The sequence below is a fragment of the Achromobacter kerstersii genome, from assembly GCF_902859595.1.
In the GTDB taxonomy this organism is placed as follows: domain Bacteria; phylum Pseudomonadota; class Gammaproteobacteria; order Burkholderiales; family Burkholderiaceae_B; genus Achromobacter; species Achromobacter kerstersii.
The window spans coordinates 1,537,330-1,560,897 of record NZ_CADIJQ010000001.1 but is presented as its reverse complement, the minus strand read 5'-3'; the positions used below and the strand labels follow the sequence as shown (position 1 = coordinate 1,560,897).

Below are 23,568 nucleotides of genomic sequence, written 5' to 3'. Positions count from 1 at the left end.
CCGGGCCATGCTGACCGCTACCTTGACTCCCGCGATCGGCCCGGCCGCAAGCCAACCCGGCGCCGAGCCGGAGATCCACATCCCCCTGCACACGCTGCGGGGGGAACGGCGGATCTGGGCGGATCGCCTGCTGTCTGTCTTCAAGGGCAGGCAGATCGACGGGGTCGAGTGGTCGATGAAGTTTTCGGCCGCGGGTCTTGTTGGCAACCGGTTCATGCTGGGCATCCAGCGTGAACACTGGCATCAGCTGGACATGGCCACGCTGTCGCAGGCGCTGGCCATTCCGCAATCTCTGTGGATGCGCGTGCAGCAAGACATGGAGCACGCACGCGCCATGTTCTTCGCCTACGAGCCGGACGGCGCGGCAGGCACTTACCGCATCTACCTGGAATTCATGCCCACGCCCGAAGCACTGCGCCAGCACGGCGTATTGCCCTTGGGCTGCGGCTACAAATGGCATCCGGCCACGCAGCAGGAAGCGGCCATTACCGCCTACCGCATGCGCTATCTGGCTGAGCGCGCCGCGTTTGACGCGCATCTGGCGCCGCGTTTGGCCAAGCTGGCCAACCCCGTGTTGCGCCAGGTGGCCGAACGCATCGCGCAAGAGGCCTGCGAGCAAGCCGACCCTAGCGGCTTCATGTTTCTGGAAGTGGACGAAGCCGACACCCGTCGCGATTCGTTCACCGTCACCTTCCGCGGGGCAGATCTGCCTTTGCGAGCCTTCATCCCCGACCTGTTGCGTGTTGCCGCCAGCTTGGCGCTAGCCGAAAGCGAGGTCCTGGGTTTTCTTTTGCCCGACGAACCGCGCAGCCTGTACAGCCTGGCTGCCGGCGCCGCGCGGGACGGACACGAGTTTCTGACTGTCTACTATGACTGACAACGACAAGCTTCTCTGCCGCCCCGCGCCCACGCGCACGGGCATGATCGCGCTGGCCGTGTTGACGGCAATGGGTATGGCGGGCTGCGCCGCGCAAAAAAGCGCACCGGCAGCGAAGGCTGACACCGCGCCGATGTCGGCCTCGGGCGTCGCCACGCCGGGCGTCGCTACGCCGGGCGTTGCCACCCCGGCCACCGCCACCGCAGCGCCGGCAAGCGGCGTGCAGACCGAAAGCGGCACGTTGAAGATGGGGCAGCGCACGCCGGAGCAGGATTCCGGCTTCGGCAAGACGACGCCCAGCGCGCAGATGGATGACGTTGCGCCGTCGCCCGCGCCGCGTTTTGACGAAACCACCGTGCTGCCCGCGCCGGTGTCGTACCTGCCGCAAGACAACCCGGCGTACAACGGTGCGCAGCTGCCGGATCAAACCGATCCGATGACGCTTGACCAGGTTTACATGATGGCGCTACAGAACGACCCGCAATTGCAGGGCGCCTATCAAGAGTTGCAAGCAGTGGGTTACGGCGTGACGTCCGCGCGCGCGGGCCTGTTGCCCAGCGTCACCGGCGAAGTGAACCGCAGCCGCGTCAAGCAGAACGTGGTCGATAGCGAAAACGCCGTCTACCAGACGGGCCGCGCCAACTGGGCCGAGAACGGCTGGGCGCTGACCCTGAACCAGCCCATCTTTGAACTGGGCGCGTATCACAAGTGGCGCCAGGCGCAGGACGCCGAACGCAAGGAAGTGGCCAGCTACGCCTACGCGCAGCAAGACTTGATGCTGCGCACGGCCACCGCGTATCTCAGCGTGCTGGCCGCGCAAGATCAGGTGGAACTGACCGAGGCCGAGCGCCGCACCACCCAAAAGCAGATGGAATTGGTGCAGGCCCGCTATCACAGCGGCCAGGAAACCCGCGTGGGCTTAAGCGAAGTGCAGGCGCGTCTGGACATCCAGGACGCCAACACGCTGCTGGCGCGCAACGATTACCTGGACAAGCAGCAAGCCATTCAAGAAATCATCGGCTACGGCAACCTGAAGCTGCGTCCGGTGCGCAAAGACCTGCCCATGACCTTGCCTGCGCCCAACGACGCGCAAGCCTGGCTGCGCACGGCGCTGGACCAGAACTGGTCGATCCGTGCAGCGTCCGCCGGCGTGGCCGTGGCCGAAAAAGAAGTGGCGGTGCAAAAGGCGGGCTACTACCCCAGTGTGAACCTGCGCGCGTCCACCGGCCGCAACGAAACCGGCGGCAGCTTGTTTGGTGGCGGCAGCACCGTGGCCGATACCCGCTTCACCGTGAACCTGTCGGTGCCGATTTTTCAGGGCGGCTACACGTACGGCATGAGCCACGCGGCCGCCAGCCGCCTGAGCGCCGCGTCGTCCGACCTGAGCCTGACGCGCCGCAAGGTGCAGCGCCAGGTGTTCTCGTCATTCCAGAACATCGTCATCGGCGTGGACCGCATTCGGGCGCTGAACAGTTCGGTGGAATCGTTTGAGCTGGCGCTGAAGCTGAAGGAAGAGGGCTTCACGGCGGGCTTGAACGACATCGTGAGCGTGCTGGACGCCTCGCGCAATCTGTACAACGCCAAGCGCCAGCAGGCCGAGGCTGGCTACAACTTTGTGTTGGACGGCCTGAAGCTCAAGCAAGCAGCAGGCACGCTGAACGCCGCGGATATCGCGGCGATCAGCCAGCAGATTCTGTAAAGCAAAGCAGAAAAGGCAGGACGTGCGCGGCACCACCCGCGCACGTGGGGAAGTTCAAAATCCTGGGCGCGTCCGGCGCCTGCAATAACAAATGTCGAGCGACGATATGAGCATGAAGAAACTGGCGCGCAAACTGTGGACCGGCCGTTCCTCTCGCGAGGTGCAGCAATCCTTGTTCCGCAGGCGGCCACTCTTCGAGGCGCTGGAGCGCCGTTATCTCATGTCGGCCGACCTGCTTGTGCCGCCGCCGCCTCCTACCAGCGACCAGGCGCCCGTTGTGGCGCCGGCCGATCCCGCAGCGGGCGCGCATCAGGGCAAAAAGCCCGCCGCGCCCGGCACCCATCCTTATCTGGTGGAACGCGCGGCCTTCAAGGCGGTGGCGCAGCACAGCGAGATGCTGACGCTGGACCAGTACGCCAAGGCCAACGCCACGCGCCAGGGCGACGCCAAGGCGTGGCTGCCCGGGCAGGAAGCGAACGCGGCCAAGCCGTCGGCGCTGGCGGCGAACATTGCCGGCTACACCACGCAGTCTGAACAAACGCCGGTGCGCCAGATCATCTTCGTGGACCCGGCCGTTGATAACGCCGAGCAGATCGTGCAAGGCCTGTACGGCTTGATCAGCGGCAAGACCGAAGGCCTGGACGGCCTGATCAAGCCCACGGGCGATGGCCCGCAAGTGCAGGTGCTGCGCGCGCACGACACCGAGATCATCGTGCTGGACGGCCGGTACGACGGCGTGGACCAGATCACGCAGATTCTGGGCCAGCACAAGGATCTGGCTGCGGTGCAGATCATGAGCCACGGCAGCGCCGGGTCGCTGACCTTGGGCACCGCCACGCTGGGCGAAGGCCAGCTCGACACCTACAAGGAACAGCTGCGCGCCTGGGGCGACGCGCTGTCTGACGACGGCGACCTGCTGCTGTACGGCTGCAACGTGGCCGCCGGCAAGGGCGGCATCGCCTTCGTGGACAGCCTGTCCGCCATCACGCGCGCAGACGTGGCCGCCGCGACGCACACGGTCGGCAGCGCCGCGCTGGGTGGCGACTGGGTGCTGGACTACCGCAACGGCGTCATCGACACCAACTCGGTTACGGTCGCGAGCTGGAACGGCGTGATGGCCAGCGCCACCGGCCTGCAATCGGGCGGCTCGACCTTGCAGGGCGTGGCCACCAACGACCACCTGATCGGCTACGGCAGCAACAACACCTTCGTCTTCAACAACAGCTCCACCGCTGCTGTCACGACGATCGAAGTGCGTCAGGGCATGAAGCAGGAAAACGGCGTCTGGGTGCGCAACGACGACGACGAGAACAGCAACAACACGCTGGACTTCTCGGCCATCAAGGGCAACGTCACCGCCATCATCAGCAACGACGACGCCTACCAGATTCAGTATTCGACGGTGGACGCTGCTAACGTCTGGACGCAGCACACCGTGAACGTGGTGTTCAAGTCGGCCGACGGCACGCAAAGCCTGAAGATCGGCGGCAAGACCTTCAACCTGATCGGCACCGCGCTGGACGGCAAGACCTTGCTGGACTACAGCGGGTACGCCACCGGCATCACGGTGGACCTGTCCGGCCCCACGGCGGACGCCAATGGCGAAGAAGTTCCGCCGCCGCCGCCGACCGGATTCGGCTATGTGCGCGCGATCAGCGGAGTCAAAGGTTCGACGCAGGGCGGCAACAAGATCACGGTGGTGGGCGACACCACCGTCACCATCAACAATTCGCAAGACATCATCAGCGGCAGCGGCGGCGGCAATACCTACATCGTTGCAGGCGGCGCCATCGGTTTCACCCTGACCCAGCAGGCTGGCCAAAGCGGCAACACGCTGGACCTCTCCCAATATGGCGTTGACGTCACCGCCCGCGTGCAAACGAGTGGCGGCATTTCCGTGTACCTGGGCGCAGGCGTGGCCGCCGACGGCACCATCAACAACCTGAACGGCGCCACCGCGCTGGTCAGCAATCTTGATGTGCAGATGTTCTTCGGCGTGGCCGGCAAGACCACGCTGGACTACTCGGCCTATGAAGACAACGTCACCGTCAACCTGAACTTTCAAGACGGCAACACCGGCCTGTACGACGCCAGCGGCATGGCCGGCGTGCTGAACATCAGCAACGTCATTGGCGCGGGCGGCACCTACGGCAACGACATCGTCGGCAGCCTGGGCGACAACATCATTACCGTGGCCAACAGCCGCGGCCAGAACCGCATCAGCGGGGGCGGCGGCAACGATCTGGTGATTGGCAACCTGGCCACGGGCGGCGCCACCGAATACATCGGGGGCGTGGACAGCAACGCCACCCTCAGCGGCGACAAGACCTCGGCCACGCTGACGAACACGCCCGTGGGCGCGGGAGCCGCCACGACGGTGACCCTGCGCGGCGTGAATGCCGTGACCTTGCAGGACTATCGCACTATTGACCCCACCGCAGCGGCCGGCACGGCCGCGCACGCGGGCACCATCGTCACGCTGGACGGCACGAATTATCGCGGCGATCTCACTCTGATCGGCAGCGCAGGCGCCAACGTCCTGAAGGGCGGTTTGGGCCACAACACGTTTACCGGCTACCAGGGCGCCAACGAGCTCTGGGCGCAGGCGGGCTCGCTCAGCAACACGCTGGACGAAAACGGCGAGTGGAATTTCACGCTGACGAACACGGGTTTGTCGGCCACGTATCAAACGGACGGCACGGCGCTGGCGGCGGGCCAGGCGGCGCCAGTGCTGGCGAACACGCTGCATGGTGTCTTCAGCGACGCGCGCCTGAACGGCGGCCTGGGTTCGACGCTGATTGACGCGTCGGCCTTCAGCGGCAACACGGTGCTGGTCAGCGGCCTGATGGCCGGTGGCGTCATCAAGTCCGGCTCCGGCGCGAATACCAAGCATCAGATCATGCTGCTGGGCGGCCGCTACGCGATCACGGGCGGCACCGGCGCTAACGCCACGACCGAGCTGGTTGTGGCGGCCGATGGCCTGACGGGTACTGACGGCGCGGGCTATGTTGCGCAGATGGCCGCGACGGGCGGCGTGGGCTACGTGTCGTTCGAGCAAACGGGCGGCACGACGTGGATCAAGCGTTCCGCCAGCGAAACGCAGGCCACCGCCTCCACCTACACCGGCATCACCAGCGCCCGCATCGTCAGCGGCGAATACGGCAACTGGATCGACACCTCGCGCTTTGCCGGCACGGCGGTGCTGGACGGCGTGGCCGGCCTGTCGAACTATTTCGTCATCAGCAACGCTTACGCCACGCAGGTGATCGGCTCGGCCGGTTCGAACACCATCGAGCTGTCCACCGGCGGCAAGAACGTCACGCTGAACAATAGCCAGGTCGCGATCAGCACGGGCGGCGTTACCGTCAACAGCGCATTCACCAACGTGAATGACTTCCGCTTTGTGGTGCAGGGCGGGGCAACGGCCAACACCGTGGACACCACCGCCTTCACCGGCGTCACCACGCAGACCTATCTGGCGGATTTGACGTCTGGCTACACGCCGGCTGAAGGCCCGGCGCTGGCGTTCGTGTTCCCCAACCACGCTAATGCGCGGGTCGATGTCGGCCTGGAAGGCGTGCGTACGGTTCAAGACCTGCTGGACGCCATCGGCGCGGGCGTCATGGTGAACGCGGCGGGCGAGCCCTTGCGCATCGCCGTCAGCGGCCCGAACGCGGGCAAGCTGATTCCGGATACCGACACCACCACGCCTTGGGACTATTTGTACGCGCTGACGGCCAGCCTGGATGCCCAAGGGCGTTTGCAGGTGGCTTACAGCCAGGACGCGATTGCGGCCGGTTTCTCGGGCGTGTTCTCGCTGGCGCCGGGCATGCAGGCGGCGCTGAACGCCGACGGCACGGTGTCGAACTCCACCGTCAGCCTGTCGGACGCGGCCTACAAGCTGGGCCTGATTGCGGCGGGGCAGCTGCAAAGCAGCTCCACCAGCGGCGGTGTTCTGACCGGCGCGGCGCTGGCGATTGGTCATCAGACGGAGTTCGTGCTGGCGGGCACGAACTCTACCATCCGTTCGGGCGGCGGCGACAACACCTTTGTCGTCAACTATGGCCAAGCCGCGCTGAACACCGGCGCGGGCAACAACATCCAGACGCAAACCGCGGCAAGCAATCACCTGGTGGTCAACACCAGCGTGGGCGCGGTGCTGAGCAATGGGAACGTGCATTACGACAATGGCGGCGCCAGCACGTCGATTGTGAACTTTGGCGGAAATTCGTTCTCTGACGCCACCCTCATCGCCACCAACACCACGGGCGCGACCACGCTGGATGCGTCCACCTGGAGCAAACCCGTCACGCTGGCGACCAGCGGCGGTTACGACACGTTGATGGGCAACACCAGCAACGTCTCGTTCGTGGTGACGCAGCCTGCCGACACCACGGCAGGCACGGTCACGGTGTCGCTGGCGGCAAACACGGGGTCGGGCAACAGCCTGCAAGTGATGGCGCTGGGCGCGGGCACGGCCTTGTCGAACCTGATCTCGAACACCGGCGGAATTGTCGGCGTGACGATGGGCGCCAACACCGACAAGCTGGACTATGTGCTGGACATCGGCAACGGCACGGTCGACACGGCGCTCACCGTGACGGGCCGCAACGTCACCATCCGTGGGCAATCGTTCTCGGTACTCACTGACATCACGCTGGACAATGCCTACACCCTGCGGCTGGAAGGCGAGAAGATCACGGTGGGTGCGACGTCGGGCGCGAACATCGTGCTGGCGGCGGGCGCCGTCGAATTGGCGGCGCAGCGCTACCGCCCGTGGCGCAGTGGCTTCGCCCAGATCTACACGCTGGAAACCCGCATCACCATCAACAACGCCACGTTGTGGGCCAAGGACGCGGGCGGCTCGGGCGTCAGCCTGACCACCAAGATCGATAGCAAAGACTACGACCTGGACCCGCTGATCAAGAACGCCGCCAACCAGAGCGGCATCCTGGGCACTTTGGCCGGCGGGGTGAACTCCGCGTTCGACGCGCTGATGAAGTTCCTGGACGGCGCCAGCGCCATGGCGTCGTGGGCGGGCATCACTTATAAGTCGTCCATCAATGTCGGCACGCAGGCGCGGCTTGTGTCCAACAGCGATGTGACGATCACGTCCACCTCGTCGGCCACGGTTACGCTGAGCCCGCTGGTGGCCAAGATTGCCGGCATTGCGGTCGGCGTGCTGCAAAACTATTCAAACATCGACGTGCAAGGCACGGTGATTGCCTCCAAGGCCATCACCATCAAGTCTGAAGTCACCAACGAGATGTCCATTGCCCTGTTGCCGGGGCATATGGGCGCCGTGCCGGCCGTGATCGGCGTGGGCGTGGCGGTTGTGCTGAGCGAATCCACGGTGCATATCGGTGCGTCCGCGCGCCTGGAAACCGGCTTGCAGCACACCGCGAACCCAACGACCAGCACCGTCAGCGGCGTGGGCGGCGACGTCACCATTCAGGCCATCACGAACCACAAGAGCACGATTTCGATTTCCGCCAATGGCGCGATGGCCGAAAGCGACGACACCCAGCCGGTGAAGGGCGCGGACGGCAAGATCGACCCGTCGAAAGAAGCCGGCAAGTACAAGGCCAGCGTGGCCAAGGTGGGCGTGGCCGTGGGCTTTGCCTACAACCAGCTCACCACCGAAGCCTTCATGGACGGCACGATCGTGACGCGCAACGCGGGCAAGGTCACCGTTGAAGCCAAAGCCGTGGACACGGGCAGCGCCATTGCGGTCAAGACCATTCTGGGCGGGCGTGCCGCAACGGGCAGCGACTACCTGTCGTCGGCGCAGCTTGAAGCCAAGAACGCCGCCATCGCCAAGACCGTTACCCCGGTGGTGGGCGGTGCGCTAAGCGGCCTGGGCACCGGCACGCAGTACGTGAAGAGCTTCTTCAGCGCGCTGGTATCCGATAGCCGCGGCGGCAAGTTCGGCGACAAGATCACGCAGATCAAGCAGGAAAAAGATTTCGAGGACCGCGCCAAGTACGACTCCGACATCCAGAAGGAAATCGACGAACCGTCCACCGAGTTCCAGGTGGGCGCGGCGCTGGGCATGTCGATGAGCAATATCACGACGACCGCCCGCATCGGTAACGGCATCAACGCCGCCACGGTCACCACGGCGGGCGGCGACGTCATCGTCAATGCGGTGACGCAGTACAACACCAAGCTCACGGTCATGAGCGGGGTGGATGACCAGGCCATCGCTGACAAGCAGGCCTTCCTGAACAAGAAAAACAACCTGACCACCAATCAGCCGGAACGCGCGGCGGGGCCGGACGGTTCCGACTTTGGCGCGGCGGCGGCGGTGATCATCGGGATTGACGACGTCAAGACGCAGGCCAGCATCAACAACCTGGCCACCATCACCACGAATGGCGGCGATGTGGCCGCCACGGCCAGCACGCTGAACCAGATCGACCCGAACAAGCTGTGGTTGGTGAACTTGTACGCGCCGTTCGACGGCATCGACACCAAGTGGAACGCGGCCGATGGTACAAGCGCCAAGATGTCGGTGGCCAGCGCCGCCGCCACCAGCTTCCTGAACAACCTGCAAGCCACGCTGACCAGTACGGGCGGCATTTCGTCCAGCTTCAGCAGCTGGGCCAGCGCCACCGCCAAGAGCAAGAAGCTGGCCCTGTCGGGCGCCTTCACCGTGCTGGTGCAAGACACCAAGACGCTCGCCAACGTGGCGGGCAAGATCGACACGCGCCTGGCGGGCGGCGCGGCGGGGGATGTCACGGTTGACGCCGAGAATTCCTCGCAACGCTTGAATCTGGTGGGCAACATCATCCTGCCGTCGATATCCATCGGCGGGGCGAAGTCGTTGCAAAAGGCCGATCCCAAGGCGGACGGCCAAAGCCGCATGAGCTACGGCAAGGACCTGGCCAAGGGCTTCCTGACGCCCAAGTACCAAGGCTTTGACTACGGCAGCAGCTCGAAGGAAGGCTCGGCGATTGGCGTGTCGGTGTACGTGAACGCCGCAAAGCACGACACGCGCGCGGTCGTCAGCGATACGGCCGTGATCAACACCGGCAAGCTGACCGTTAACGCCGACAACGAATTGATCTCGGTGACCTTGGGCGCCTCGGGCGGCCAGGCGAAGACCTTGGCTGTCAACGGCGTGGTGCTGGTCAATTCGACCAGCGCGACAACGTTGGCGCAGGTGGGGCGCGGCGCCACGGTGGACGCCAGCGGCGCGGCCGTCATCCAGGCGACGGACGCCACGTGGGTCGGCACCATTGCGGGTGCCGCCGCCAGTTCGCAGGCGGCGGGCGTGGGCATGAGCGTGTCCATCAATGATGTGAACCGCTGGACGCAGGCGCTGATCGGCGACACGCTGCGCGTGTCTGACGGCGCGCCCACCGGCTTGCCGGCGGGATCGTTCTCGGCCGCGTCGCTGTCGGTGCGGGCAGAAAACAAGGGCTTTGTGGGCAACTTCGCCGTGGCCGGCTCGCGGGTGTCCAGCCCCGTGGCGGGCGCGGGAACGGGCACCGGTGGCAGTGGCGGCAGTGGCGGCAGCACCGGTGGCAGTGGCACCGACACGTCGGCCATCAAGCTGCCCGGCAGCCAGGGCGACGGGTCGTCGTCCACGGATGTGTCGACCAAGCTGGAGGAACTGAGCAGCAAGGTCGGGGAACTGACCCAGGATGCGGGCGCGGCGACCGGCGGTGGTGCAGGTGGCGCGGCCGGCAGCCAGCCGTCCAAGGCAGGCGTGGCGATCTCGGGCGCGGTGGCCGTCAACATGGTCAGCGACTTTGCGCAGGCCTACGTGAACGCGGCGGGCATGGTCATCAAGATTGGCGGCGACGCGTCGATCACCGCATTGAACAACACGCACACGCTGGCCCTGTCGGGCTCGGCGGCGTTGGCGCAGTCGGACTCCGCCAAGTCGAACGTGGGCATCGCGGGCGCCTACAGCATGAACATGCTGGGCGGCGAAGCCCGCGCCGAAGTGATGGCGGTGGGTGAACTGGCGGTGACGGCCAATCTGGCACTGGCCGCGCGGCGTACGGGCGTGGCGGTCACCATCGCGGCCGGCATGGCCGGGGCGAAGGGGCAGAAGGGCGTGGCGGTGGCCGGCTCGGCCGCCGTGGGCGTGGCCGACTACGCCAACATCGCCGTGCTGAGCAACGCGGCCAAGGTATCGGCGCGCGACATCACGGTGCAAGCGCGCGACCTGAGCGTGCTGGCCACCGTGGCGGGCGCCGTGGCGACGACGGACGGCAAGGCGGGCGTGGGCGCGGCCATTGCAGTCAATGTCAGCACCAGCAATGTCGAGGCGGGCATCCGCCAGGTAACGGACCTGCTGTACACGGGCCGCATCGACGTGTCGGCGGAATCCACCCAGGTCGTCGTCGGCTTTGCCGGCGCGTTGGGCATGGCGCGCGATGGCGCGGGCGTGGGCGGCTCGGTTTCCGTCAACGTGGTGTCCAACCGTATTGAAAGCTATCTGATCAACAGCAAGGTCACGCATGACGGCGCGGCCACCGGCAATCACGACATCAACGTTACGGCGCAGGACAAGACCACGCTGGTGGCCATTACCGGTGCGGCGGGGGTGGGCAAGAAGGCGGGCGTAGGCATCGCCATCAGCTACAACGAGATCGGCAACGCGGTCACGGCGGGCATCCAGGGGTCGACCGTGGATACCAAGGGCCACGGCGCGGTGAAGATCAGCGCCGAAGACACGTCGTCTTTGGGCGGCGGCGCGGTGGGCGTCGGCGTGGGCATGGGCACGGCCAAGTTCGCGGGCGCGGGCTCCATACAGGTCAACCGCGTGAGCTCGGCCGTGGCGGCCTACGTGCTGCCGCGCTACGACGCCAATGGCTCAGTGGTGGCGCGCAGCAGCATCAACGCCACGGCGTTGACGGTGACGGCAACCGAGAACAACACGCTGGTCGCGGTGACGGGTGGCGTGGCGGTGGCGGCGGGCGGTTCGGTCGCGGCGGGCGCATCCGTCAGTGTCAACGAAGTCAGCTCGCGCGCCAGCGCGTTGATTGAAAACGCGGACGTGGATGTGGTCGGCAAGGTGGATGTGTCGGCGCATTCGTCGCCGTTGCTGGTGTCGGTGGGCGCGGCAGGCGCCTTGTCCAAGAATCTGGCGTTGGCCGGCGCGGTCAACGTCAACATGATGCGCGGCGCAACCGAAGCGCGCATCAGCGGCAGCACCATCAAGGCGGGCAGCCAGACGGGCTTCACGGGCGACGCGGTGCGCGTCAACGCCTCGGATGCGTCGGCGCTGTACGCCATCACCGTCGCGGGTTCCATCGCCACGCAAGGCGCGGCGGTGGGCCTGGCCGTGGCCGTCAACATCATGGGCGGCAACACCGCCTTTGACCGCAACCTGCTGGGCTTCAACAACACCACGCTGGCCGATTCCGGCGCGGCGGTCACAACCGTGGACGTGGCGGACAACGCGGGCGCAACGCCCAACCCGAAGGTCTCGGCCGCCATCCTGCGCAGCGATGTGCATGCGGCGGCCGGCAACATCAACGTGTTCGCCGGCCTGGTGGACCCGATGGCCGCGGGCGGCAACGCGCAACTCAACGGCGGCGACCAGCTGTCGGTGGGCGGCAACGACATCAAGGTGGACCAGGGCGGCAGCACGCTGACCTTTACGGGCAACGCCGCCGCTGTCATCAACGGCACGCAAGACACGAGCGGCAACGCGGGCATGCCCGGCCAGACGGGCAGCACGGGCGGCGAGTTTTCAGGGTGGCAAACCGGCGACGGCATTTACCTGAGCGCGGGCGCGGCCAACATCAAGCTGGCCGATGGCTCCAGCCTGCGCAACGATCGCGTGTACTACGTGATCCGCCGCGAGGCCGCCAATGGCGAAGCCGTTATTCAGCTGGCGGACACGCAGGAAGACGCCTTGCGCGGCAAGGCGCTGCAATTCTCCAGCGTAAGCAATCTTGGCGCCGTGGGCTTTGCCCATGTGCGCATGCAGAATTCCACCAGCGTCAACCTGCAACCGTTCCACGGCGTGGATGCAGGCGTGACGCTGAACCCCGCCACCAATACGCTGACGCTGAACGCGCCGTTCGCGGGCGTGCAGGAAGGCTCGGCCATCGTGTATAGCGGGTCGGTGGGCAGCAACGGCCAGATCGACGACGTGCTGGCCAACCGAATCCTGGCTCAAGGCAAGGACGTGCTGAAGGTGGGTGTGACCTATTACGTGGTCAACCTGAGCGCCGATCAGACCTCGTTCCAGCTGCGCGACGGCCAGGGCAACCTGATCGATTTGTCCGGCGCCACGGTGGGCAGCGCCTTGCAGCGCTTCAGCGTGAACAACCCCGCGGGCGCGGTGCTGAACGCCGATGGCAGCCTGACCTTGCCCAAGGCGCACGGCCTGGCCACGGGAGACAAGGTGGTGGTCAGCGTGGGCGCCAATGGCGTGCTGACCGGCCTGGCGAACGACGGCGTGTACGTGGTCGAGGTGGTGGACAGCACCACGCTGCGCTTCAAGGACGTGAACGGCGCGGCCGTGACGCTGGCCGCGCTGGGCTACGTGGCCGAGTTCAACACCGGCACCAAGCGCTATGAGTATCTCCTGACGGATGCGGCTGGCAACAAGGTGCTGGACGCGCAGAGCAAGCCGGTCTCGGTCAACCCCGACGCGATGATCGCATTCACGCAAGTGGAGTTGCAGCGCCAGACCTCGCAAACGACGACCAGCACGGGCAGCGACGGCACCGAGAACACCAGCATCACGCAAGGCACGCCGACGGATGCGACCCTGTCCGCCAGCAGCGGCAAGACGCAGGTGGCGGGCGAAAACAGTTTCACGTTCGCCGCCGACGCGGGCCTGGCCACGGGCGACACCGTGATCTACCGCAGCCAAGGCACGAACATCGCTGGCCTGGTCGACGGCCAGCGCTATTACGTGATCAACGCCTCGCAGGGCGGCGCGTTCCGCTACCAACTGGCCAGCTCGCTGGAAAATGCCCAAGACGGCATCGCCATGCAGCTGGGCGCCACGACTGGCACGGGCGGCATCAGCTTGCAGAAGGCGGTGGATCGCGTCACCTCCGGCGGCTTGATTTCGCTGGACATCGGTTCGCTGACGCAGGGCCATGCCCTGACCAACAGCATGCTGAGCATTACCGTGGCCGGCGCGGGCGGCAAGTCCCTGGGCGGCGCGGGCGCCATCGGCGTGAACCTGTCGCGCGCGGACGTTACCGCCATCATCGACAACACGGGTGCGGCGGCCGGCACGAAGGTGCTGGCGGATAGCGGCGCGGTGTCGGTATCGGCGCAAGACGCCAGCCGCATCGTCACTGCCACGGGCGCGTTGGGCATTTCGCTGACGCAAGGCGCATCGGCGGCCATTGGCGCGTCGGTGGGGGTGGCGGACATGCGCAACAACGTGCGCGCCGCCATTGCCTCGGCGACGGTCACGGCAGAATCCGTTCAGGTGCGCGCCGAAGAACGCGCCAGCATCTACAACGTGTCGGTGGGCTTGGCGGGTGGCGCGGGCGTGGCAGTCAGCGGCTCGGTGGCCGTCAACACGATCCAGAACACGGTACACGCGCAGATTCGCGACGCCGCGGTCACCGCAACCACGGGCGATATCCGTATCGCCGCGCGCGACATGGCCAGCATTTCGGCGCTGGCCGGCAACGTGTCGGTGTCGGTGGGAGGCCGCGTTGCGGCCGGCATGGCGTTTGCCGTGAACCAGATTTTCGACACGGTGTATGCGGGCGCGGTGCGCTCGTCGCTGTCGGCGGCGGGCGACATCGTGGTGCAGGCCACCTTCGCCAAGCCCGATGATTTGTCGCCGGGCCTGAACGCGCAGATTTCCGCCATGGCGGTCAGCGGCGCGGTCGCGGCGGGTGGCTCTGGCGCCAACGTGGGCTTTGGCGGGTCGGCGGTATTGAACTGGATCGCCAACACCATCACGGCAGAAATTGGCGACACCGTTAGCGGCCAGGATGTGGTGGCGGATGGCGACATCGTGGTGCAAGCCAATGATGCGTCCACCATCAACAGCTTGGCGGGCGCCGTGGCGCTGGGCCTGGGCTCGCAAGGCGCGGGCGTGGCGGTGGGCGCCAGCCTGTCCTACAACTACGTGGGCGGCGCGCCCGCGGGCACGGCCCGCGAGCATTCGGTATTGGCCTTGATCCGCGACACGCAGGGCGCCGTGCGCGGTGCGCATGTGCAGGTGGCGTCGCTGTTTACCGGCCAGATCCACAACGTGACGGTGGCCGGCAGCGTGGCCGTCGGCACGGCGGCGGTGTCGGTGGGCGGCGCGGTGTCGATCAACCGCGTCAACAGCAAAACGGAAGCAGGTATCCGCAACGCGCGCCTGGTCGAGGCCTTGTCCTCGGGCGGCGCGCCGGGCGTGGCCGTGCAAGCGCGTGACGACGGTTATGTGCTGGCGGTAGCGGGCGGCTTGGGCGTGGCGGTGTCGCCGGGCAGTGGCGCGGGCATCGCAGCCGGCGTGTCGGCCACCGACAACACGGTGCGCAACAACACGCGTGCCTATATTGATGGCACGTCGGACACTGACACCAGCCTGCGCACGCAGATCGGTTCGGCCAACGGCATCGCCGTGGACGCAATCAATGACTCGCGCATCGTGTCGGCATCGATCGGCGTGGCGGCGGCCGTGGCCGTGGGCCAGGGCTTTGCCGGGGCCGGCGCGGGCGCGGGCAGCGGCAACACCATCGGCGGCTCGGTCGAGGCGACGCTGCGCAATGTCGACCCGAAGGCGGGCGGCGTCATGGACGGTGACGTGCGCGTCAACGCCGAGAATACCGGCAGCATCGTCACCGTGGCCGGTGCGTTGGCCGTGGCGGTGTCGGCAGGCGGCATGGGCGCGGGCGCGTCCGTGGGCGTGTCGGTCGCCATCAGCGACATCAGTACCATCGTCAAGGCGCTGGTGGACAACTCCGTCATCCGCACGCGCGGCGGCAGCCAGGGCGTGACCGTGTCCGCCAGCGACAGCGCGTCCATCACCGCCATCGCCATTGGCGGGGCGGTCAGCGTGCAGGCCGGCAGTGCGGGCGTGGCCATTGCGGTGGGCACGAGCGTGGCGGTCAACAAGGTTTTCAACACCGTGCATGCCCACATTCAGGGCGGCACGGTGGAAACGGGCGGCGCGGCGCTGACCATCAGCGCCACGCAACAGGCCGACATCACCTCGGTTGTGCTGGGCGCATCCGTCGCGGTGTCGGTGGGCGATAGCGCCAATGCCGCCATCGGCGGCGGCGGCGCGCTGGCGCGCAACGTGATTTCGGCCAGCGTGCAGGCGGGCATTGCGGACGCCATCATCAACACGTCTGGCGCGGGCAACACGCTGGGCGCGCTGGATGTGCTGGCGCTGGGCCTGTCGCAGATCAACGCGGTAGTGCTGGGCATGTCGGCCTCGGTGTCGGTCAGCCACTACGCGGCGGCTTCGGCCTCCATCGGCGTGGCCATGGCCGAAAACGTCATCGGTTACGACGTCAACAGCGCGGGCCAGGTGGTGGCGCTGGGCGCGGGCCGTCCGGTCAATGAGATCGTGGCGTCCATCGACGGCAGCACGGTGACGGCGGGCGCGGTGCGCGTCAACGCCAGCAACGCCACGTTCAAGGCCGACGGCAGCGTCGACCAGCAGCAAAGCATCGACGCCGTGGTGGTGGCGGGCGCGGTGGCGGTGTCGGTGGCCTACGCGCCGCCCATCGTGGACGGCGCGAGCCTGGCGGTGTCGGGGGCCGGCGCAGGCGCGCGGGCCGTCAACAATATCAAGACGGGCATCACCGCCCGCATCACGGATGTGAACCAGGCGCATGCCTGGAACGCGGCCAGCGTGTCGGTCGTGGCGATGGACGTGGCGCGCATCGACAGCACGATTGCCGCCGTGGCGATTACGGTGGCGGTGTCGCTGGGCGCAACCGCGTCCTTGTCGGTGGCCGCATCGCTGGCGCAGAACGACGTAGGCAACGCAGCGTTGGCCAAGGTTGACGGGGTGAACTTCGTCAACGCGCCGGCCATTACCGTGAAGGCGGACAGCAAGGCCAGCATCCATACCGTGTCGGTTGCGGCATCGATTGCCGTGGGCGTGGGCCTGGGCGGCATTTCGCTGGCAGGCGGCGGCGCGGATGCGCGCAACGTGATCAGTTCGTCTGCAACCGCGGTAATGAACGGCTCGCGCATCAACGGCAACGGCGCCAACGCGCTGACCATTGATGCCGACATGAGCGGCACGATCAAGGCCACGGTGGTGGTGGCCAGCGTGGCCTTCACGGCGGCGGGCGGCTCGCTTGCCATCGGCGCATCGGTCGCCGAGAACACCATCACGCAGGATGCGGGCGCACGCGCCACGCTGTCCAACACGCAGGTGTCGAACCTGGGCGCCATCAACGTCACCGCCGACACGATCCAGACGCTGGAAACCGTGGTGGTGGCGGGCGCGGTGGGCATTGCGTACAACGGCGTCGCGCTGGCGGCGGCGGGTTCCAATGCATCGAACACCACGCGCGCCGTGACGCGCGCACAGGTGGACGGCCTGACCCAGATTGACGCCAACGTGCGCGGGGCGGAGAGCCTGTCCGTCAAGGCGACGAACACGTCCACGCTGAAAGCCACCGCGGCAGGCGCCAGCCTGTCCGGCACGTCGCAGGGTCTGGCCCTGTCGGTGGGCGTGGCGCTGGCCAGCAACAAGGCGCTGGGCGCGGTGGAAGCGTCGGTGGCGAATTCCGTCTTGAATGTCGGCACAGGCGCGCAGATGACGCGCGTGTCCGTCGCAGCCGAAGACACAACGACGCTGGAAGCCAAGGCCATTGGCGCATCGCTGGCGTTTGCCATGACGGGCGGGTCGCTCGCCGTGGGCGCCTCGGTGGCCAGCAACGTGGCGGCCATGAGCGTGCAGTCGTACGTGTCGGCGTCCACCTTGAACGTGTCGGACGCAGTGGCCGTGTCGGCCAAGGAGACCGCCAAGCTGGATGGCGTGTCGGTGGCGGCGTCGGTTGCGGCTGGGTTCTCGGGCGTGTCCGTGTCCGGTTCGGGCGCGGAAGGCACGCACATCATTGCCAACGATGTGGGCGGCTATATCACCGGTTCCACCATCACGGCAGGCACGGGGGTGTCGGTCAAGGCGGACAACACGTCCACCATTTCGGCGGTGACGGGCGCGGTGTCGGTCAGCGCAACGGGTGCAGGCCTGGCGGCCAGCATCGGCGTGTCGATCGCCAACAATACGTTTGGCGCGTACGCGGGCGACGGCGTCACCCGCAGCAACCGCGCGCTGGCATATATCGACAACAGCACCATCACGGTCACCAAGGGCAATGTGGATGTGTTGGCGACGTCCACCGAGACGCTGACCAGCGTCAACTTCGCCGGCAGCGTCGCGGTGGCGGGTTTTGGCGGCTCGGCGGCCGGCTCGGGTGTGCAGGTGACGAACCGCTTTGCCACTACGACGTCCGCCTATATTCAGGGGTCTGACGTGACGGCCGGCCTGACAGGCGGTGCAGGTTCCGTGACGGTGCGGGCGCAAGACACCAGCACCATCCTGAAGTCCGGCGCGTATGGCGTGGCCGTGGCGGCCTCGCTGCCGGTGCCGGGCAGCTTCGGCCTGAATCTGGCCCTGGCCGTGACGCTGGTGGACAGCGTGGCCGAAAACCAGGTCAGCGCCTACATCAATACCGCCAGCGGCAAGAACGTGGGCGCGTATGACGCCGTGTCCGTGCTGGCGCTGGAAAAGACCGACTTCAAGGGCCTGGACGCCGTGACCGCATCGGTCGCGGTGGGCGGCGGCATCGCGGCATCGGGCGCAGGCGTTCGGGTCACGAACAACACCCGCAACAACGTCAGCGCCAAGATCACGGGCGGCGGCAACGTCGGGGCATTGGGCAAAGTCGAGATCACGGCCAATACCCAGGTGGCCGCGCAGATCGACCTGACGCAAGTCAGCGTGGCGGTCGGCATGGTGGGCGTGGCGGTCGGCGTGGGCATCGCCGAGAACATCGCACGCGACACCACCACGGCGTCGGTGGACGGCGCCAACGTGGCCGCCCCGGTGGTGGACATGAACGCGCTGGTCAGCGTGGACTTCAGCCAGACTCAGACGGCCGGCGTGGCCGCCACCACGGGGCTGGCCGTCAACGTCAACAAGGCGCTGGTGGATATTGCCACGACGACGCTTGCCGAAGCCAAGAACGGTGCGGTGCTGACCGGCGTGTCGGTGACGTCGCCCGGCCTGGGCACGGCGCCCGGGATGGTCAACATCAATGCGCAAGGCACCTATTACGGCCGCGCCTATTCCAAGGCGATCAAGGGCGGCGTGATCGGCGTGGGCGTGATGAGCGCCGAAACGCGCCTGGGCGGGTCGCTGAAGGCCTCGGTGGACAACGCCAAGGTGCAGGGCGATATCGTCGGCATCACGGTGGGCGCCACCACCGAACGCAACGGCGAAGCCGGCCTGCTGGCCGAAGCGCGTTCGCTGGAAGTGGGCGGGGTGACGGTGTCGATTGACTCCGCGTCGCTCACGACGAATCTGGACGCGCGCGTGTCCATCGGCAACAACGCCCGCGTGGACGGCACCTTGCTCAGCATCACGGCGGGGCAGGTGCAGTCGGTGGACGTGAAGATGGACGCCGGCACGATCGCGCTGGTGGCGGGCCGCCAGGGCAAGATCGACGTGGACGTCGGCGGCAAGTCGGCCATCGACATCAGCGGCGGCGCGCAAGTCACGGGCAACAAGCTGGACATCCGCAGCAACAACACCGTGCGCGGCACGTCCACGCTGAGCGGCTATTCCGTCAAGGTGGCGGGCGCCGACGTCAGCAAGCACACGGTGACGATCAAGCCGGAATCCACCATCACCATCACCGGCTCGCGCCAGGCGGGCGACACCATCACGTCGGCAGGCATGACGGTGGTGAGCGCGCGCGGCGACTACGGCACGCCGGGCATGCTGGACCTGGTCACGACCAACGACATCATCTACACGCAGCGCAACAAGATCACCGGCGTATCCGGCGTATCGGTCACGCTGTCGACCAACCACCTGAGCACCGAAGGCGCCTTGTCCAAGGTCAAGGTGGACGGCGCCTTCCTGCGCAATGCCTTTGGCGACGTGGTCATGGCGGCCAATACGCGCGGCGTCACGACGACCATCAGCGACCTGCTGGTGGTGGCGGTATCCAGCTTCAGCAAGTCCGACAGCAATAACAACCTGACGGTGCGCAACGCCATCGAGATCGACAATTCGTCGATCGAGGCCGACAGCATCCTGGCGCTGGCGGGCAGCGGCAAGGCGTCCGACCCCTTGTCCACCGGCTATCTGCTGGCCAACGACAACGTGTCATTCACGCTGGTGGGCATTGCCCAGATTCCCGACGTGGACAGCGGCGCGAAGGCGCGCCAGATCAACACGGTGCTGATCGACGGCGTGTCGTCCAACGGTTCGCTGTTGAAGGCGCAGCGCAACGTGCGCCTGGAAACCAACCCGTCCACGCTGGACCAGGCCAAGGTGAATGGCACGGTGCAGGTCATCGGCCTGAACCTGAACCCCACGGCCAATCTGGCCGATGGCGTGGTGGACACCACGTCCAGCAAGGTCGCCACCGGCTCCGCCACGCAGATCATCGCGGGCGTGAACAATGCGGCCAACCTGTTTGTGATTCCGGCCGAATTGTTGAAGGAACTGGGCCTGTCCGGCCTGGGCGTGCAGGCGGCCGGCGGCGCGGTGAAGTTCGATTCGAACTCGGCCGTCGTGAAGGCGATTCTGGAAAAGCTGCTGGGTGCGGGCAAGACCAGCCTCGATGGCGCGGCCGGGACGGTCAATATCGACGTGAACTATGAGCTGACGGCGTTCACCGCCGCCGACATCAAGGTCAACGTCACGACCGGCATGATCATTACGGACGGCAATAACAACTACTACCGCTACAACAGCCTGGACAGCCGTGACCTGAATCTGGCCACCGAGAACTACAACAACAGCTACTGGCTGCGCCTGAATAACCCGACGCAAGCCCAGAAGGACGACGCGCTGCGCACGGACTTCGGCAGCACGGCGGCCGCCCAGGTGGGCAGCCTGTACTTCGTGCTGAAGACCCTGGACGTGGGCATGCCCACGCTGCGCTACGCCAGCCAGCAGAACGTCATCAGCGAGCAGATTCGCACGCTGACGAAGATGCAGACCGAGCACGCGTCCGACCCGCAGGCGGTGGCGCGTTACCAGGCCAACATCGCCGCCTTGCAGCGCCAACTGCAAAGCATCCAGATGGCGACGGTGGTGGATGGGCAGCTTCGCTACCTGGATTCGTTCTCCACGTTCTATGTCGAAGTCCCCGACATGTACGCGTCGGGCGGTTCGGTCTATGTCAGCGCCACGGACACCAGCGGCGTGAATCAGGCGGGCATCGACGCGCGCGCCAACACGCAGATCAACATCGTCAACGATTCGCCGATGCTGATGAACGTGTATGACGCCGTGGTGCTGGACGGCACCATCATCCGGCCGGGTTCCGATGGGCAGCTGAAGGTCTTCAAGACCGGCCATCTGTACATCAACGACGTGTCCGTCAAGGGCGCGTCAGGGGCCGACACGGCCGAAGTCAACATCAGCCAGGTCAAGAACACCTGGGCCGCGGACCCGTTCGGCGGCATGCTGGACGAGATCCGGCCCGATGGCAGCAGAGACAAATCGCTGGCCAATATGATTGCGAACGCGCCTGTGGACCTGGGCCTGCTGGGCGCGGTGGTCAACCCGCTGGGCAAGGTGTCGGTGATCAACACGCTGGGCAGCATCAATGTGTCGGGCACGATCCAGGCGGTGAGCCTGGATATTGTGGCCAAGGGCAATTTCAGCCTGCAAAGCGACGGGTGGTTCAACACCGGCGCTGACCCCACGCTGCTCAATGACAGCTGGGCCAGCGTCGTCAACGCCTTGAAGAGCGGCAGCACCAGCACCGGTATCAGCGACACGATGCAGAACGTGTTGCTGAAATGGGGCTACATGAAGCTGGACACCTTCGCCCAGTACATGAACAACAACTCGGCGGCGCGTGATTCGCGTATCTTCGCGCTGGGCGCGGTCAGCATTTCGGCGCTGACGCTGAACATCGACGGCAAGATCCAAAGCGGCCTGACCGACGCCTACATCAAGATCGACAGCTCGTTCCGCGGCGACCAGGACAAGGCGCTGCAAGACGGCAACGGCTACGCCATCAGCGGCGTGTCGTTCAGCGCCGACGGGTCGTTGAACCGTTACGGCGCCATCACCGGCCGTTTCGACTACGCCACGCAGACCATCATCCTGGACCCGATCCGCCTGGCGGGCGGCAGCATTTCGCTGACCGGCCAGATTGTGTCGGTGGGCAATGGCAACCTGGTTGTGGCCAACGGCTACGCGTCGGTGCACATCGACAACCAGACGACCTACGCCTTGGTGACGGGCGACATCGACGTCAGCACCTACCGCCGCGGCCGGATCGAAATCATCGACACCGCGCGCGGCCAGAAAGACCTGTACGAGCTGCAAGGCACGAACAACGTCGTGCACACGGTGTGGAACAAGTTTGTGTCGGTGCAGCCGACGCCGGGTGAAGTGAACCCCTTGACCTGGATCTGGGTGTACGACAACGGCAACGGCCAGCAAAGCTCGGCGGGCTTGAGCAACACCGCCGGCTCGTTGCAGGACGGCCAGACGCTGACCTTGAGCTACAAGCCCCAGGCCGGCCAGATGATGGTGTGGGTCATGGGCTGGAGCTCGGGCGAAACCACCACCACCATCTACACCACCAAGCAATTCAACCTGTTCGGCGACTTCGACCCCTTGGGCTGGCTGACGGACAAGAACACCAGCAAGTCCGGCCCGGTCACGGTGTTTGAGACGCCGCGCCCCGTGCTGGTGTCGACGGTGGTCGCCTATGACGGCGTCAATTCCGTGCCGGATGCGCTGAAACAGCAACTGATCGCCAGCGGCAAACTGAACGACGCGCTGCTGCCCACCACCATCGAAGGCAGCGGCACGCAAACGCTGGTGGAAGACGCGGCTGGCAGTATCGAAGGCCCCGACGGCAAGCATTACCGTCTGGAAACCTCGGGTGGCACGGCGCTGGATACCTCTGTCTTCAGCGTGGCCTACCGTAAGTTCAACACCGGCGTCATCGTGCGCAACGACGGCCCGCACACCAGCGGCGGCGGCTGGCTGCGCACCAAGACGACGACCTTGACGCAGGTGGTCGAGAAGAAGCAGCAAGAGCTGTTCACCTTCTACATGCCGGCTTCCCAGGAAATCACGCTGAGCTTCATGGGCTCCAGCAACGCCGACAACGCCATCTACATTCGCAGCAATGGCGACATCACGCTCGCGGGCAACCTGATCGTCGGCAACGGCAAGACGGTGCATATCGAAGCGGTGTCGGCCTCGAAGCCGACATCGATCACGATGCAGGGCGAAGTCGGCATCATGGCGCGCGATGTGAACGGGCAGATGCCCACGGGCGCCAGCGCGCAGGTCAACGTGGACGCCATCGCGCTGGGCGGCGCGATCACGCTCAACGTGATGGGGTCCAACGGCTACACCCGCGCGGAAGCCCGCAACGACATCCGTCTGAATTACTTCTCGGACGGCGGTAATAGCTCGTGGGCGACGCTGAAGAAAGTGAACTCGTCGGCGGGCACGGTGTATATCGAGGCGCGTAACGGCATCTTCGCCCACGCGTCCACGAGCAGCACCGACACCGTCGTGTCGGGCAACCGCATCGAATTGAACGCGGGCTATGGCGCGATAGGCACGGCGTCCAAGGCGCTGACGATCAATGCGCGCCAGGGCTTCGCCGCCCAGGCGGGCCTGGCGGGCGGCCCGGCCGGCGCTGACAAGAGCATTTACTTGTCGCAGAACGTGTTGAATGCCGACCTGACCCTGGTCAAGCCGGTGAACTGGACAAACCCGCAGGCGTCCGTTTACGCGGAGCTGGGCAGCGTCAACATCACGCTGAACGGTGGTTCGCTGCTGGATGGCGAGCTTGCCGATACCCGCACCGCCACCGAG

At 66.2% G+C, this 23,568-nt stretch carries 3 protein-coding genes (1 of these 3 only partly in view); all 3 read left to right on the top strand.

Annotated elements, in window-relative coordinates; genetic code table 11:
- The first annotated feature begins 7 nt into the window (after positions 1–7).
- On the top strand, positions 8–877 hold the full coding sequence (locus HV765_RS06730) for a hypothetical protein (protein WP_175169180.1): 870 nt from the start codon (positions 8–10) through the stop codon (positions 875–877).
- Positions 870–2,576 (top strand): TolC family outer membrane protein, encoded by a 1,707-nt coding sequence (locus HV765_RS06725; protein WP_175169179.1) that lies wholly within the window; start codon positions 870–872, stop codon positions 2,574–2,576. The genes HV765_RS06730 and HV765_RS06725 overlap by 8 nt, the downstream gene beginning before the upstream one ends.
- A gap of 106 nt (positions 2,577–2,682) precedes the next feature.
- On the top strand, positions 2,683–23,568 hold the 5' portion of the coding sequence (locus tag HV765_RS06720) for a DUF4347 domain-containing protein (protein WP_175169178.1). Its footprint extends 11,349 nt past the window's final position; 20,886 of the gene's 32,235 nt are visible here — the first part of the coding sequence; its start codon is at positions 2,683–2,685; its stop codon lies beyond the right edge, outside the window.

Excerpts from the sequence above, each read along its gene's own strand:
- HV765_RS06730 (WP_175169180.1), top strand. The coding sequence starts at position 8 with ATGCTGACCGCTACCTTGACTCCCGCGATCGGCCCGGCCGCAAGCCAA.
- HV765_RS06725 (WP_175169179.1), top strand. The coding sequence starts at position 870 with ATGACTGACAACGACAAGCTTCTCTGCCGCCCCGCGCCCACGCGCACG.